At 71.1% G+C, this 13,409-nt stretch carries 14 protein-coding genes; 4 read left to right on the forward strand and 10 right to left on the reverse strand.

Annotated features, from left to right (window positions below):
• Positions 1 to 46 precede the first annotated feature (46 nt).
• Both ACFWM7_RS08575 and ACFWM7_RS08580 read left to right on the forward strand, forming a co-directional pair.
• Positions 47 to 862, forward strand: coding sequence for an EI24 domain-containing protein (locus ACFWM7_RS08575; RefSeq protein ID WP_383256753.1), 816 nt, complete (start codon positions 47 to 49; stop codon positions 860 to 862).
• Positions 859 to 1,467 (forward strand): LysE family translocator, encoded by a 609-nt coding sequence (locus ACFWM7_RS08580; RefSeq protein WP_383256757.1) that lies wholly within the window; start codon positions 859 to 861, stop codon positions 1,465 to 1,467. The genes ACFWM7_RS08575 and ACFWM7_RS08580 overlap by 4 nt, the downstream gene beginning before the upstream one ends.
• 24 nt (positions 1,468 to 1,491) lie before the next feature.
• On the opposite strand, the gene ACFWM7_RS08585 is transcribed toward ACFWM7_RS08580, so the two are convergent.
• The gene (locus tag ACFWM7_RS08585; RefSeq protein WP_383256760.1) at positions 1,492 to 2,505 is read right to left on the reverse strand and encodes an aldose epimerase family protein; all 1,014 of its coding nucleotides are present in this window, start codon (positions 2,503 to 2,505) and stop codon (positions 1,492 to 1,494) included.
• 11 nt (positions 2,506 to 2,516) lie between these two features.
• Positions 2,517 to 3,419: an SGNH/GDSL hydrolase family protein gene (locus ACFWM7_RS08590; RefSeq protein ID WP_383256766.1), complete on the reverse strand. Its 903-nt coding sequence runs from the start codon at positions 3,417 to 3,419 to the stop codon at positions 2,517 to 2,519.
• Between the two features lie 398 nt (positions 3,420 to 3,817).
• Here ACFWM7_RS08590 and ACFWM7_RS08595 point away from each other — a divergent pair, with 398 nt between their 5' ends.
• On the forward strand, positions 3,818 to 4,312 hold the full coding sequence (locus ACFWM7_RS08595; RefSeq protein ID WP_003969374.1) for a DUF3145 domain-containing protein: 495 nt from the start codon (positions 3,818 to 3,820) through the stop codon (positions 4,310 to 4,312).
• 202 nt (positions 4,313 to 4,514) lie between these two features.
• On the opposite strand, the gene fabF is transcribed toward ACFWM7_RS08595, so the two are convergent.
• The 5 genes from fabF to ACFWM7_RS08620 all read right to left on the reverse strand — a co-directional run bounded on the left by fabF (position 4,515) and on the right by ACFWM7_RS08620 (position 9,413).
• Positions 4,515 to 5,777 (reverse strand): beta-ketoacyl-ACP synthase II, encoded by a 1,263-nt coding sequence (gene fabF, locus ACFWM7_RS08600; protein WP_383256769.1) that lies wholly within the window; start codon positions 5,775 to 5,777, stop codon positions 4,515 to 4,517.
• A gap of 76 nt (positions 5,778 to 5,853) precedes the next feature.
• Positions 5,854 to 6,102 (reverse strand): acyl carrier protein, encoded by a 249-nt coding sequence (locus ACFWM7_RS08605; RefSeq protein WP_014045780.1) that lies wholly within the window; start codon positions 6,100 to 6,102, stop codon positions 5,854 to 5,856.
• Between the two features lie 63 nt (positions 6,103 to 6,165).
• Complete coding sequence (locus ACFWM7_RS08610; RefSeq protein ID WP_383256772.1) at positions 6,166 to 7,197, reverse strand: ketoacyl-ACP synthase III; 1,032 nt, start codon at positions 7,195 to 7,197, stop codon at positions 6,166 to 6,168.
• A 9-nt stretch (positions 7,198 to 7,206) separates the two neighbouring features.
• Complete coding sequence (locus ACFWM7_RS08615; RefSeq protein ID WP_383256774.1) at positions 7,207 to 8,124, reverse strand: ACP S-malonyltransferase; 918 nt, start codon at positions 8,122 to 8,124, stop codon at positions 7,207 to 7,209.
• Positions 8,125 to 8,213: 89 nt separating this feature from the next.
• Positions 8,214 to 9,413 carry a CdaR family transcriptional regulator gene (locus tag ACFWM7_RS08620; RefSeq protein WP_010064382.1) on the reverse strand — a complete coding sequence of 400 codons (1,200 nt, stop codon included), beginning with the start codon at positions 9,411 to 9,413 and terminating at the stop codon, positions 8,214 to 8,216.
• A 164-nt stretch (positions 9,414 to 9,577) separates the two neighbouring features.
• Between ACFWM7_RS08620 and ACFWM7_RS08625 the strand changes: the two genes are divergently transcribed.
• Positions 9,578 to 10,237, forward strand: coding sequence for a pirin family protein (locus tag ACFWM7_RS08625; protein WP_383256778.1), 660 nt, complete (start codon positions 9,578 to 9,580; stop codon positions 10,235 to 10,237).
• A 50-nt stretch (positions 10,238 to 10,287) separates the two neighbouring features.
• On the opposite strand, the gene ACFWM7_RS08630 is transcribed toward ACFWM7_RS08625, so the two are convergent.
• From ACFWM7_RS08630 to ACFWM7_RS08640, 3 genes are all read right to left on the reverse strand, one after another.
• Positions 10,288 to 11,853, reverse strand: coding sequence for an oleate hydratase (locus ACFWM7_RS08630; RefSeq protein WP_383256780.1), 1,566 nt, complete (start codon positions 11,851 to 11,853; stop codon positions 10,288 to 10,290).
• Between the two features lie 262 nt (positions 11,854 to 12,115).
• Positions 12,116 to 12,829, reverse strand: a complete 714-nt coding sequence (locus ACFWM7_RS08635; protein WP_383256782.1) for a DinB family protein — start codon at positions 12,827 to 12,829, stop codon at positions 12,116 to 12,118.
• A 111-nt stretch (positions 12,830 to 12,940) separates the two neighbouring features.
• On the reverse strand, positions 12,941 to 13,348 hold the full coding sequence (locus tag ACFWM7_RS08640; RefSeq protein WP_383256784.1) for a hypothetical protein: 408 nt from the start codon (positions 13,346 to 13,348) through the stop codon (positions 12,941 to 12,943).
• Positions 13,349 to 13,409: the final 61 nt, after the last annotated feature.

A 13,409-nucleotide genomic window follows, 5' to 3' on the forward strand; every position in this document is an offset into this window, starting at 1 on the left:
GGGGTGCGGTCCTCGTGCCTTTCCCCACGCCAGTACGCTGACGCCCATGAGTGATCTCGGGGCGGGCTTCGGCTACTTGATGAAGGGGCAACGCTGGGTTGCCCAGCACGGGCGATGGTTCGGATTCGGGCTGCTGCCCGGACTCGTCACCCTCGTCGTCTACGCCGGTGCGCTGATCGGACTCGGCTACGGAGCCGACGACTTCGTCGGCTGGGCGACCCCGTTCGCCGACGACTGGTCCTCGCCCTGGCAGGGACTGCTGCGCACCGGGCTGACCGCGCTCGTCTTCGTCTTCGGCCTGTTCCTCGCGGTCATCACCTTCACCGCCGTGACCCTCCTGGTCGGCCAGCCCTTCTACGAGTCGCTCTCCGAGGAGGTCGACCGCAGCGAGGGCGGCGAGGTCCCCGAGTCCGGACTGCCGCTCTGGCGGGAGCTGTGGATCTCCGCCCGCGACTCCCTGCGCATCCTGCTGCGCGTCGCCCTGTACGGGATCATCCTCTTCGCCTGCGGCTTCATCCCGGTCGTCGGCCAGACCGTGGTGCCCGCGATCGGCTTCTGCGTCTCCGGCTACTTCCTGGCCGAGGAACTGACCGCCGTCGCCCTCCAGCGCCGGGGCATGGTCCTCAAGGACCGCCTGGTCCTGCTCCGCGGCCGTCGGATGCTGGCGCTCGGCTTCGGCGTGCCGCTGGTCCTCGCCTTCCTGATCCCGTTCGTCGCGGTGTTCCTGATGCCGGGAGCCGTCGCCGGGGCCACCCTGCTCGCCCGCGACCTGGTCGACCCGGACGCGGCGGCGGACCCGGGCCCCGGCCCCGGAACCGCCGACAGCGGTGACACTCCGGCCCCCCGGGCGTGGTCGGCGTGACCGAGCTGCTGGCGGTCGCCGCCATCACCGTCCTCGCGGTCGTCTCCCCGGGAGCCGACTTCGCCATGGTCGTCCGCAACAGCTACCTGTACGGGCGCACCACCGGCGTCCTCGCGGCCGCCGGGGTCGCCGCGGGCGTCCTGGTCCACGTCACGTACACGATGCTCGGCGTAGGACTGCTCATCGCCTCGTCCACCGCCCTGTTCACCGCGGTCAAGCTGGCGGGCGCCGCCTACCTGATCTACATCGGGGTGCGCACCTTTCTGGCCCGCGCCGACCTCGACGTCGACCTGTCGGACCGGCCGGGACTCTCCCCGCTCGGGGCGCTGCGCAGCGGCTTCCTGACCAACGCGCTCAACCCGAAGACGACCCTGTTCGTCGTCGCGACCTTCACCCAGGTCGTCGGCCCGGAGACCGCCCTGTGGCAGCAGGCGGGGTATGGCCTGTTCATGTCGGCCGCCCACCTCGGCTGGTTCGCCCTGGTCGCCCTCTTCTTCTCGCACTCCAGGCTGCGCGGCGCCATGCTGCGCCGCCAGAAGGCCCTGAACCGCTCGATCGGCTCGGTCCTGGTCGGCCTCGGCGTCACCCTGGGCCTGGCCCGCTGAGCGGAGCCCCGAAGCAGGAGCGTCTCAGCGCACCGAGAACGCGTACGCGGTGTGCGAGACGAACACCTCGCCCGGCCGGAGGACCGTCGACGGGAACTCCGGCCGGTTCGGTGAGTCCGGGAAGTGCTGGGTCTCCAGGGCGATCCCGGCGCACGGCCCGTACGGCCGCCCGTCGAAGTGGTCGGCCGTGTACAGCTGGAGCCCCGGCTCGGTGGTCCGTACGGTCAGCACCCGCCCGGACCAGGCGTCGTACAGCTCGGCGGCGACGGCGTCCACGCCCCGGGCCCCCTCTTCCAGCACGAAGTTCTGGTCGTACCCCGCGCCCACCGCCCGCCTCTCCCGGAAGTCGAACCGCGTCCCGGCCACCGGCGTCACCTCACCGGTCGGCACCGACGCCGCGTCCACCGGCGTGAAGTGCCCCGCCGCGATCCGCAGTTGCTGCCCCAGCGCGCTCCCGCTGTCCGCGCCCGCCAGGTTCCAGTACAGATGGCTGGTCGGGTTCAGCACGGTCGGCGCGTCGGTCTCCGCCCGGTGATCGAGCGACAGCGCCCCGCCCGGCCCCAGGGTGTACGTCACCGAGAAGTCGAGCCGCCCCGGATACCCCTCGTCTCCGTCCGCCGAGACCAGGGACATCCGCACCCCGCCCGGCACCGCCACCGCGTCCCACACCCGCTTGTCGAAGCCCCTGACCCCGCCGTGCAGATGGTTGCCGCCCTCGTTGGCCGTCAGCCGGTGCGTGCGCCCGTCCAGGACGAAGGCAGCGCCCCCGATCCGGTTCGCGTACCGCCCGACCACCGCGCCGAAGTAGGGGCCGGGGAACTCCTCGTACCCCCCGACCTCCGGCAGTCCCAGCGCCACCGGAGCCCGGGAGCCGTTCCGCCCCGGCGCCTCCACCGACTGCACGGTCGCGCCGTACGTCAGGATCCGCACGCGGACCCCGTCCCGCTCCAGCGTCCACCGGTGGACGGGCGACCCGTCCGCGAGGACGCCGAAGTCCTCCGTGTACGTCACCGTGCCTGCGGTCCTGCCTGTGGTCATGCCCACCGACCCTACGCGGACGGCTCGGCGGCCGTGATGTTGCGGTAGGCGATCTCCGCCAGCCGGGCCTGGCCGTCCCGGCTCGGGTGGAACCAGTCCCACGGGCTGAGCTGCGCCCCGGTGAAACGGAAGTCGTACACGGCCCCGCCGTCGTAGCGGCAGTAACGATCCTTCGCGCACACGTCCCGCAGCACCTCGTTGTACGCCACCACCCGGTCCTGCACCGCGTCCCGCCGGGCCACGGCGGCGGGCCCCAGGTCGTCCGCGTCGGCCAGCATCGACTGGCAGATCCCGAGGTCCCAGATCTTCTTGCCCAGCTCGTTCACCCGCCCCGTCGACCAGAGCCGCTTCAGGTCCGGCACGCTGGAGACGTACACCTGAGCCTTCGGCGCCCCGGCCCGCAGCTGCCGCATCGACGCCTCGAACGACGCCCGGAAGTCCGCCACCGGCGTCATCAGCCGCACCGAGTCCCGGCACGCGTCGTTCGCGCCCGTCATCACCGTCACCAGCTCCGGCCGCTCCTTCGCCGCCAGCGCCATCTGCTCGGGCAACTGCACCATCCGGGATCCCGACACCGCGTGGTTCCAACTGCGGTCCGCCGCCTTCGACGGGCCGAGCAGCCGGACCGCGAGACTGCGCACCGCGCCGTCCGTGCCGGTCGCCCACGACACCTCGGGGCAGTCGGCCAGCACCGAGCACGCGTCGAACCCCCGGGTGATCGAGTCCCCGACCGCGGCGATCGACCCGGGCCGCGGGTTCCAGTCCGGGGTGGGGGAGGGGGACGGCGACGCGCTGCGCGAGGCGTCCGGCGCGTTCCGCGACACGCCGCTCTCCGAGCCGCCGCCGGAGCATCCGGCCAGCGCGGCGACGCCGAGAGACGAGAGCGCCGTCAGCGCGGCGGCAGCGGTACGCATCCGTGGGCGTGTCACACGCTCCGGCATCAGTCGGATCCCCTCCGGTCAACCCTTGGCGTATGCCTCTGGACATGCCCCCGGCAAGCACACGATCCCCAGGTCGGGGCCGTGCGCGCCCTGCCGGGTGAAACCCGGCGAATCAGGGGCCTGAGACCGACGGTACGTCACACGGGCGGCCCCGGCGCACGGTAGCTTTTCCCCGTCGAACCAGTGGCGTCCCGCCCGCCCGCGCACACGGACGGCTCCGGTACATTACGTCACGTCACATACTGTCCCTTTTCTGGAGATTAACTCCCGATGCTGTTTACTGATGACAACCTCGGGCTCTGGCCGGAAAGAGGCGGTACGGACGCGAGGCCGCTGGGAAAGGCGTACCTCGTCCCACACGGGAGGTTCCGGTGACGACACGTGGAGTCCTGTACGTTCACTCCGCACCGCGCGCGCTGTGCCCACATGTCGAGTGGGCAGTGGCGGGCGTCCTCGGTGTGCGGGTCCAGCTGGACTGGATCAGACAGCCGGCCGCGCCCGGCACCTGGCGGTCCGAATTCTCCTGGAAGGGCCGCGCCGGCACCGCCTCGCAGCTCGCCTCCGCCCTGCGCGGCTGGGACCTGCTGCGCTTCGAGGTGACCGCCGAGCCGTGCCCCACCGCCGAGGGCGAGCGCTACAGCTCCACCCCCGGCCTCGGCATCTTCCACGCCGTCACCGGCATGCACGGCGACATCCTGATCCCCGAGGACCGGCTACGGGCCGCGCTGGCCCGCTCCGTGCGCGGCGAGAGCGACCTGGAGGCCGAGATCGCCTCCCTCCTCGGCAAGCCGTGGGACGACGAGCTGGAGTCCTTCCGCCACGCGGGCGAGGGCGCGCCGGTGCGCTGGCTGCACCAGGTGGTGTAGCCCGCTCAAGCCCGTCAGGCGTCCCTCACCCAGCGGTGACCGGGGGCACATCAAGCTCCTCCTGCTGTTCTTCACCCCGCGGTGACCGAGGCGCAAAATCAAGCCCCTCCGGCGATTGAGGAGCGGGGTCCGGGGCAGAGCCCCGAAGAACGATGAAGCCCGCCTCCCGAACACCGGGAAGCGGGCTTCACTGCGTAGAGCTTCAGACGGACCGGAACGCCAGCACCACGTTGTGCCCACCGAACCCGAACGAGTTGTTGATCGCCGCGATCGGCCCCTCGGGCAGCACCCGGGGCTCACCCCGCACGATGTCCGCCTCGATGGCCTCGTCGAGGTCATCGACGTTGATGGTCGGCGGAGCGATCCGGTGGTGCAGCGCCAGGACGGTGGCCACCGTCTCGATGCCGCCCGCGCCACCCAGCAGGTGCCCCGTCATCGACTTCGTCGCGGAGATCGCGACATGGTCGAGGTCGTCGCCCAGCACCTTGCGCAACGCCTTGATCTCCGCGAGGTCACCCTGCGGCGTCGACGTGGCGTGCGCGTTGAGGTGGACCACCTCGGACGGCTTGAGGTCGCTGGAGTCCAGCAGGTTCTGCATCGCGGCGGCGATGCCCCGCCCGGTCGGCTCGGGCTGCGCGATGTGGTGGGCGTCGGCCGACAGACCCTGGCCCAGCACCTCGCAGTAGACCTTCGCGCCACGCGCGGCGGCGTGCTCGGCGGACTCCAGGATGACGACGCCCGCACCCTCGCCGAGGACGAACCCGTCCCGGCCGGTGTCGTACGGGCGCGAGGCCTTCTCGGGCTCGTCGTTGTTCTTGGACATCGCCATCATGTTGGCGAACGCCGCGATCGGCAGCGGGTGGATCGCCGCCTCGGTGCCACCGGCGACGACGACGTCGGCCCGGCCGGTACGGATCATCTCGACGGCGTACCCGATCGCCTCCGCGCCGGACGCGCAGGCGGAGACGGGCGTGTGGACACCGGCCTGGGCGTTGACCTCCAGGCCGACGTTGGCCGCCGGGCCGTTGGGCATGAGCATGGGCACGGTGTGCGGGGAGACGCGGCGTACGCCCTTCTCCTTCAGCACGTCGTACTGGTCGAGCAGGGTGATCACGCCGCCGATGCCGGAGGCGATGACCGAGCCGAGGCGCTCGGGCGCGACGGCCTCGTCCTCGCCGGCCTTGGCGGTGAAGCCCGCGTCCGCCCAGGCCTCACGGGCCGCGATCAGCGCGAACTGCGCCGAGCGGTCCAGCTTGCGGGCGAGCGGGCGGGGAAGGACGTCGGCCGGGTCGACGGCCGCGAGGGCGGCGATCCGGACGGGCAGTTCGGCGAAGCGCTCGCCTTCGAGAGGCTTGACGCCGGACCGGCCGGCCATCAGACCTTCCCAGGTCGATGCGGAGTCGCCACCCAGCGGAGTGGTTGCGCCGATACCGGTGACGACCACGGTGCGATTGGTCGAGTTCACTGGAAAATCTTCTCCACGTGTAGAGGGTCGTGAATCAGCGGCGCCACCGCCGGGTGGCGACACAGCCGGGCTGGGGTCAGCCCTGGTGCTTCAGGATGTAGTCGGCGGCGTCGCCGACCGTCTTGAGGTTCTTGACGTCCTCGTCGGGGATCTTGACGTCGAAGCGCTCCTCGGCGGCGACGACGACCTCGACCATGGACAGCGAGTCGACGTCCAGGTCGTCGGTGAAGGACTTGTCCAGCTGGACGTCCTCGACCGGGATACCGGCGATCTCGTTGACGATCTCGGCGAGACCGGTGACGATCTCTTCCTGCGTGGCGGCCATCTTGGCGCTCCTTCGGTGGGTTTCTTCGGTGTTCGTAGCTACGGACCAAAAGGTCCGGTGTGCCTAGGGGAGGGTAACGACCGTCGCGGCGTAGACGAGACCCGCCCCGAAGCCGATGACGAGCGCGGTGTCGCCGCTCTTCGCCTGACCGGTCGCCAGGAGCCGCTCCATGGCGAGCGGGATCGAGGCGGCGGACGTGTTGCCGGTGGACTCGATGTCACGGGCGACCGTGACGTGCTCCGGCAGCTTGAGGGTCTTCACCATCGAGTCGATGATCCGCATGTTGGCCTGGTGCGGGATGAAGACGTCCAGGTCTTCCGGGGAGATCCCGGCCGCGTCCAGCGCCTGCTGGGCGACCTTCGCCATCTCGAAGACGGCCCAGCGGAACACCGCCTGGCCCTCCTGCGTGATGGCGGGGAACTTGACCTCGCCCTTCGAGTCGAGCGGCAGCTGCGAGACGTCGCCGAGGCGGAACTCGTTCCAGCCGACCGTCTGCTTGATGGTCTCGGACTTGTCGCCCTCGGAGCCCCACACGGTCGGGCCGATGGCCGGCTCCTGGGAGGGACCGACGACGACCGCGCCCGCGCCGTCGCCGAACAGGAAGGCGGTCGCGCGGTCCTCCAGGTCGGTGAGGTCGCTGAGCCGCTCCACGCCGATGACGAGGACGTACTCCGCCGAGCCCTCGACGACCATGCCCTTGGCGAGGGTGAGGCCGTAGCCGAAGCCCGCGCAGCCGGCCGAGATGTCGAAGGCGGCGGGCTTGCCCGAACCGATCTTGTGCGCGATCTCGGTGGCGACGGCCGGGGTCTGCTTGAAGTGCGAGACGGTCGAGACGACGACCGCGCCGATCTGCTCGGGGTCGATGCCCGCGTCGGCGATGGCCTTGCCGGACGCCTCGATCGACATCATGGCCACGGTCTCCTCCTCGGAGGCCCAGTGGCGGGTGACGATGCCGGAGCGGGAGCGGATCCACTCGTCGGAGGAGTCGATCGTTTCGAGGATCACCTCGTTCGGCACGACCCGGGTCGGGCGGTAGCCGCCGACCCCGAGGATCCGTGCGTACGGGGCGCCCTTGCTGGGCTTGATCTTCGACATGCTCGCTCCTTAGACGCCTGCGTGCTCGGACATGAGCGCGCGGGCCGCGTCGAGGTCGTCGGGGGTCTTGAGGGCGAGTGTCTGCACGCCGGGCAGCGCGCGCTTGGCGAGCCCGGTCAGCGTGCCGCCGGGGCTCAGCTCGACGAGTGCGGTGACGCCCAGGGACTGGAAGGTCTCCATGCACAGGTCCCAGCGGACCGGGTTGGCGACCTGCCCGACCAGCCGGGCGATGACCTCGGTGCCGGTGGCCACGGTGTGGCCGTCGGCGTTGGAAACGTAGCGCACGGTCGGGTCCGAGACCGTGAGGTCGCCGACCGCGGCGCGCAGCTTCTCCACGGCCGGGGCCATGTGGTGCGTGTGGAACGCGCCGGCCACCTTCAGCGCGACGACCCGGCGTACGCCCTCGGGCTTGTCGGCCTCCAGGGCGGCGAGCTGGGCGGCGGTGCCGGCGGCGACGATCTGGCCGCCGCCGTTGACGTTGGCCGGGGTCAGGCCGAGCTTCTCCAGGTGCGGGACCGTGACGGCGGGGTCGCCGCCGAGGAGGGCCGCCATCCCGGTCTCGGTGACGGCGGCGGCTTCGGCCATGCCGAGCCCGCGGGTACGGACGAAGCGCAGGGCGGCCTCGTCCTCGATGACACCGGCGAGCGTGGCGGCGGTGATCTCACCGACGCTGTGGCCCGCGACGACGTCGGGGGACGCGGCGTCCAGGGCGGTCGCCGAGAGCAGTCCGGCGGCCACCAGGAGCGGCTGGGCCACGGCCGTGTCGCGGATCTCGTCCGCGTCGGCCTTCGTGCCGTAGTGGGCAAGGTCGAGCCCGATGGCGTCGGACCAGGCCGCGATGCGGTCGGCGGCACCGGGGAGGTCGAGCCAGGGAGTCAGGAAGCCGGGCGTCTGAGCGCCTTGGCCGGGAGCGACGAGTACGAGCACCCTCACACTCTCTCTTGTGGACGGCTCCGCACGCCCGTGGGGACAGGGACGAAGAACCGTCGGGGGAATTGTTGAAGTCCAACAAAAGTCTAGGACTGAGGATCCGCTGCGGCCAAGCGCCCCAGGATCAGGGCGATCCGCAGCGTGAACGCGGAACGCACATCGGAGGGTGACCATCCGGTGACGTCGGTCACACGTCGCAGCCGGTAGCGCACGGTGTTGGGGTGCACGAAAAGCATCCGGGCGGCGCCTTCGAGACTGCTCGCCTGCTCCAGGTAGACACTCAGCGTTTCCAGGAGAGCCGAACCGGCCTCCTCCAGCGGTCTGTAGATCTCCTCCACCAACTGGTCCCGCGCGGCCGGGTCTCCGGCCATCGCGCGCTCCGGGAGGAGATCGTCCGCCAGGACCGGGCGCGGCGCGTCCTGCCACGCCGAGCACGCCTTCAGTCCGGCCGCCGCCGCCTGCGCGGACCGGGTGGCGGCCAGCAGGTCGGGGACGACGGGCCCGGCGACGACCGGCCCGGCCGCGTACGGCCCGATCAGGCCCTTCGCGACCTGGAGCGGATTGTCGCTGCCGCCCGCGATGACGACGAGCCGGTTGCCCAGGACCCCCGTGAGGACCTGGAGCTTGGCGTGCCGGGCGGCGCGCCGGATCGCCTCCACGGTCAGCTCGCTGTCCCCGTCGGGCGCGGTGCCGAGGATGACGCAGACGTGCTCGGGGGAGTTCCAGCCGAGCGCGGCGGCCCGGGACACGGCCCCTTCGTCGGCCTCGCCGGAGAGCACCGCGTTCACCACGAGCGACTCCAGCCGGGCGTCCCAGGCGCCCCGGGCCTCGGCGGCCTGGGCGTAGACCTGGGCGGTGGCGAAGGCGATCTCGCGCGCGTAGACGAGCAGCGCCTCCCGCAGCAGCGACTCGTCGCCGGGGGCGGCCACCTCCTCGATCGCGGCCTCCATGACCTCGATCGTGGTACGCACCATCTCCACGGTCTGCCGCAGGGTGATGGCCCGGGTCAGTTCGCGCGGCGCGGTGCCGAACACATCGGTCGAGATCGCCTGCGGGGTCTCGGGATGCCGGAACCACTCGGTGAACGCGGCGATACCGGCCTGGGCGACCAGGCCGATCCAGGACCGGTTCTCCGGCGGCATCGCCCGGTACCACGGCAGCGATTCGTCCATGCGGGCAATCGCGTTCGCGGCCAGCCGGCCGGAGGACTGCTCCAGCCGTTTCAGGGTCGCGGCGTGCAGGTGGGCGTCGTGGGCGGGGGGCTGCTCAGGATCGGGTCGGGGCACGAGGACAAGACTGCCTTATCGGGCCGGTGGATCGGTGGGGCGGGGCGACGGTGCCCCGTACCGGCGGGTAGCGAAATACCGGGCGGGGCTGCCGGGCTGCCGTCACCGGATCCGTACCGGCGGGTAGCGGAACAGCTCGGGGAGGCCCCGGTTACCGTGGCCGGGTGATATCCGTGCACCGGTCCGATGACCGCTACCGGGGCGGCGACGAGGCCGCCGGGATCGACACCCGGCACGCCCTCTCCTTCGGCCCCTTCTACGACCCGGACAACCTCCGCTTCGGCCCGATCCTGGCCTGCAACGAGGAACGCCTCGCCCCCGGCGCCGGGTTCGAGGAGCACCCGCACAGCCATACGGAGATCGTCACCTGGGTCGTCGAGGGCGAGCTGACCCACCGCGATTCGGCCGGCCACTCCACCGTCGTCCGGGCCGGGGACGTGGCCCACCTGAGCGCCGCCTCCGGGGTCCGCCACGTCGAACGCAACGACGGCACCGACCCGTTGACGTTCCTCCAGATGTGGCTGGCCCCCCTGGAGCCCGGCGGCGAACCCTCGTACACGCTCGTCCCCGGCATCGCCGACTCCACCCCGTACGCCCTGCCCGGCGCGGGCGCGATGCTCCATGTCCGCCGCCTGACCGAGGACGAACGCACGGCCGTCCCGGACGCGGTGCGCCTGTACGTCCACGTGGTACGGGGCCGGGTCGCCCTGGACGGTGAGGAGCTGGGCCCCGGCGACGCCGCCCGGATCACCGGCGCGGAGGGCCTGGCGGCGGTCGCGGTGGCGGGGCCGGCGGAGCTGCTGGTGTGGGAGCTGGCGGGCTGAGCTCCGATCCCCGCGTGATCTTTGATCACGCGGCCCCGCTTGGTGCGGGTTCAGCGCCGGTGCATGGTCGCGAGTGCCTCGACCAGGACCTTGGGGTTGTGCTGGCCCCTGTAGACGGGCGGGGGCTGCTTGTCGAGTTTCAGGAGCTGTGCGACGGCGGTCCAGGCGGTGCGGACCGAGTATTCGACGGTGAAGACGACGTCGTCGGGGACTTCGGCGTACTGGCCGATGAAGGCGAGGTTGGTGGAGCTGTCCGGAACGACCTGGGGGCGGTCGCCTGCCTTGCGGACCAGGAACTGGCTGGTGATGTAGGGCATGAGGGCGGGGATGACCGTCGAGTGCTCGACGATCTGCGGGCCTTCTTCGAAGCGCAGGTGCCCCATGACCTCTTGGAGGATCTCGCGGCCGGTGCACGCGCGCATCGGCTTGCGCACGAAGTCGCCTTCCTTGTCGGGGAAGAGGGCGTAGCCCCACCACACGAAGGTGTCCTCGGGCTGCTCGCGGAAGTGAGGCTGGTGGTTGAGCACGATGGTCAGCAGCCAGGACGAGTCCTTGAAAGTGATCAGGCCGCCTTTGCCGGCCTCGCTGCCGGCGAATTTCTCCATCAGTTCGAAGAACGTGGGGTCTTTCGTGGTGACGGTGAAGGATTCCCACGTGGAGTCGCTGACGGAGGAGTTGAAGACCCGCGGATTCCCCAGACCCGGGTGCTTGTCGGAGAGGGTCTGCCACAGGTGCCAGGCTCCGGAGGAGTCGGAGGTGTCCAGGGTGGCGGCGGTGTCGGTGGAGCCGAGCGTGGAGCTCGCGGTCATGGAGCCGTTGGTGACCATGACCAGGTCGTCCTCGCCCACCGGTACGGTCTCCGCCCGGCCGGCGCGGTTCCAGCTGATCGACTCCACGGTGAGGGTGTCCGCTTCGGCGAGGGCGAGGTCGGTGACCTTGGTGTCGAGCTGGATGGTCACGCCCTGGCCGCTCAGCCAGGCCACGAGAGGTCGCACGATCGAGTCGTACTGGTTGAACCGAGTCCGGTAGATCCCTGACATCGAGTCGAACGTCTTGAACAGGTGGATGAACCGGTTCAGGTAGCGGCGGAACTCGATGGCGCTGTGCCACGGCTCGAACGCGAAGGTGGTGCACCACATCCACCAGAAGTTCGTGGTGAAGAACTCCGGGCTGAAGCAGTCGGTGATCCGTTTTCCGTCCAGCCGGCTCTCCGGCGTCGCGGAGCACGTGATCAGCTCCAGGCGGTCGCGCTCGGAGAAGCCCATCGAGTGCGAGGGCACCACCTTGCCGCCGGCGTCGACGAGGCGGGCGTGGTCGTCCCAGGCGAAGTCCTCGTGGAAGGCGAACGTGTCCTCGGTGACCGACTTCGAGGGGTCGTCCAGGGACGGGATCGAGCCCAGCAGGTCGTAGGTGCACGCGAAGTGGATCTCGAACATGCGGCCACCCCGCATGGTGTAGCCGGCCTCCGGCGACCCCGCTGCGTCCAGGCTGCCGCCCTTGCGGTCCTGCTCCTCCAGGATCACGATGTCCGAGCCCGCGAATCCGCCGTCCCGGATCAGGAACGCCGCCGCCGACAGCGATGCGACCCCGCTGCCCACCAGATACGCCTTCGCCACAGTGTGCTCCTCACACCGGTGGCGGGGGCCCCTGGGCGGGGGCGCCGCAGGAGTTGGGTGCCGTCGGCCACCGGCGTACCCCAGCCTCACCGTGCCGTGCGCATACCGCAGAGGTGAGAGGGCCATCAGACGCACGGCAGGCAGTTCAGCCCTGCCCGGAGGCGATCGAGTGCTCCTGAGGAGTCGCACGGCGCTGCGGGCCCGGCGCGTCGGCCTCGGCGGGGCAGGGGGCCATGCTGCGGCCTGCCCGCCCGGCGGTACGTCACCCGGCCCGGCGGGCCCGCCACAGGTCACGCAGCAGGGCGATCTCGGCCATGTGGTGGATGAGCTCCAGGTTGGCGTTGGCCAGCGTGCTGACGTAGGCGTCGTCGGGGTCGGAGCCGTACGGGTACTGCGAGAGGCCGACCGTGTCGAGCTGCTCCTCGGTGAGGGTGGCCATGCTCGTGCGGTGGCGGTCGAGCGTCGCCCAGAACCGCTCCAGCGCGAGCGAGGCGGACGGCGTGAAGTCGACCAGGAGGTGCGGGTCCTGCCGCCGTTCGCCGAAGGTCCACTCCCAGCGGCCCGCGAAGTCGGAGTGCAGATGCCCGAGCCGCCACGCGATGGTGGTGATCGGTACGACGTCGGGCTCCGGCTCACCGGTGAACGCCAGGACCTCCTCGACCCGCTCCACGCTCACGCTCCAGTCCTCGGCGATCTTCGCGACGGACATTCCGTCCGCCGCCTGCCGCGCGACCTCCGCGTACTCGCTCGCCGGAATCTCTGGCGCCCCCTTGTCGAGCACCCAGGCGCCGGGACCGTACGCCCGGGGCGTCACCGCCTCCTCCCGGCGCCGGATCGACCAGCTGCCGGGCGCGGGCTCCCAGAGGTACTCCTCGTCCCCGAGCCCCCGCAGCCGGACCTCGGCCATCTCCCGTGCCTGGTCGAACTGCTCGATCAGAATGCTCAGTCGGTCGGTCCGCGGACCCTGGCCGCTCATCCGCTGCTCCCTCGTCGTGACGCCTTGGTCAATCTTCGGTGTCCGGAGGGAAGTTAACGGCTCGCCTCGCGGGGCGCGACCGAATTCCCGGAGGCTTCCCGGGGCCTGCGGTCACCCCTGGGACTCCTTCTCACGCCTTTCCGCGAGCCGGTCCAGCTCACGCATCGCCTGGGCGTGCCCGCTCATCCGCCGGCTCACACTGCCGGTCGTGACCAGCGCGGTTCCCACGAGCGCCACGGGGATGGAGAGCCCCAGCACGGCCAGCGCCTCGGGCCAGTCGCGTTCGTCCGCGCAGTAATCCTGGGCCCACACGCCCTCGTTGGCGGTGCCGCTCTCCGTGAACAGCCGCGCCTCGCACTCCTTCGTGCTGCCGACGCGCGTTTCGACCTCGTAGTCGGTCAGCAGCAGAACGGCGCACCAACTCCAGAGCAGGCCCGCCAGGATCAACAGGCCCGTCCCCCAGTTGCGTATGCGGGCGGCCTGCTCCCGGAATTCGAGGTCGTACTCTCGTGATCGCATGGCGGACGAATCTAGCAGCGCCCCGGTACCCGGGCGCGGCGCCGGTCGTCAGTCGGCGAGG

It is taken from the genome of Streptomyces sp. NPDC058375, assembly GCF_042723425.1.
Lineage (GTDB): Bacteria > Actinomycetota > Actinomycetes > Streptomycetales > Streptomycetaceae > Streptomyces > Streptomyces durocortorensis.

Bases quoted from the DNA above. Each gene is read 5' to 3' on its own strand.
- ACFWM7_RS08575 (WP_383256753.1), top strand. From the start codon at position 47: ATGAGTGATCTCGGGGCGGGCTTCGGCTACTTGATGAAGGGGCAACGC.
- ACFWM7_RS08610 (WP_383256772.1), bottom strand. From the start codon at position 7,197: ATGTCGAAGATCAAGCCCAGCAAGGGCGCCCCGTACGCACGGATCCTC.
- ACFWM7_RS08585 (WP_383256760.1), bottom strand. From the start codon at position 2,505: ATGACCACAGGCAGGACCGCAGGCACGGTGACGTACACGGAGGACTTC.
- ACFWM7_RS08640 (WP_383256784.1), bottom strand. From the start codon at position 13,348: ATGCGATCACGAGAGTACGACCTCGAATTCCGGGAGCAGGCCGCCCGC.
- ACFWM7_RS08590 (WP_383256766.1), bottom strand. From the start codon at position 3,419: ATGCGTACCGCTGCCGCCGCGCTGACGGCGCTCTCGTCTCTCGGCGTC.
- ACFWM7_RS08605 (WP_014045780.1), bottom strand. From the start codon at position 6,102: ATGGCCGCCACGCAGGAAGAGATCGTCACCGGTCTCGCCGAGATCGTC.
- ACFWM7_RS08635 (WP_383256782.1), bottom strand. From the start codon at position 12,829: ATGAGCGGCCAGGGTCCGCGGACCGACCGACTGAGCATTCTGATCGAG.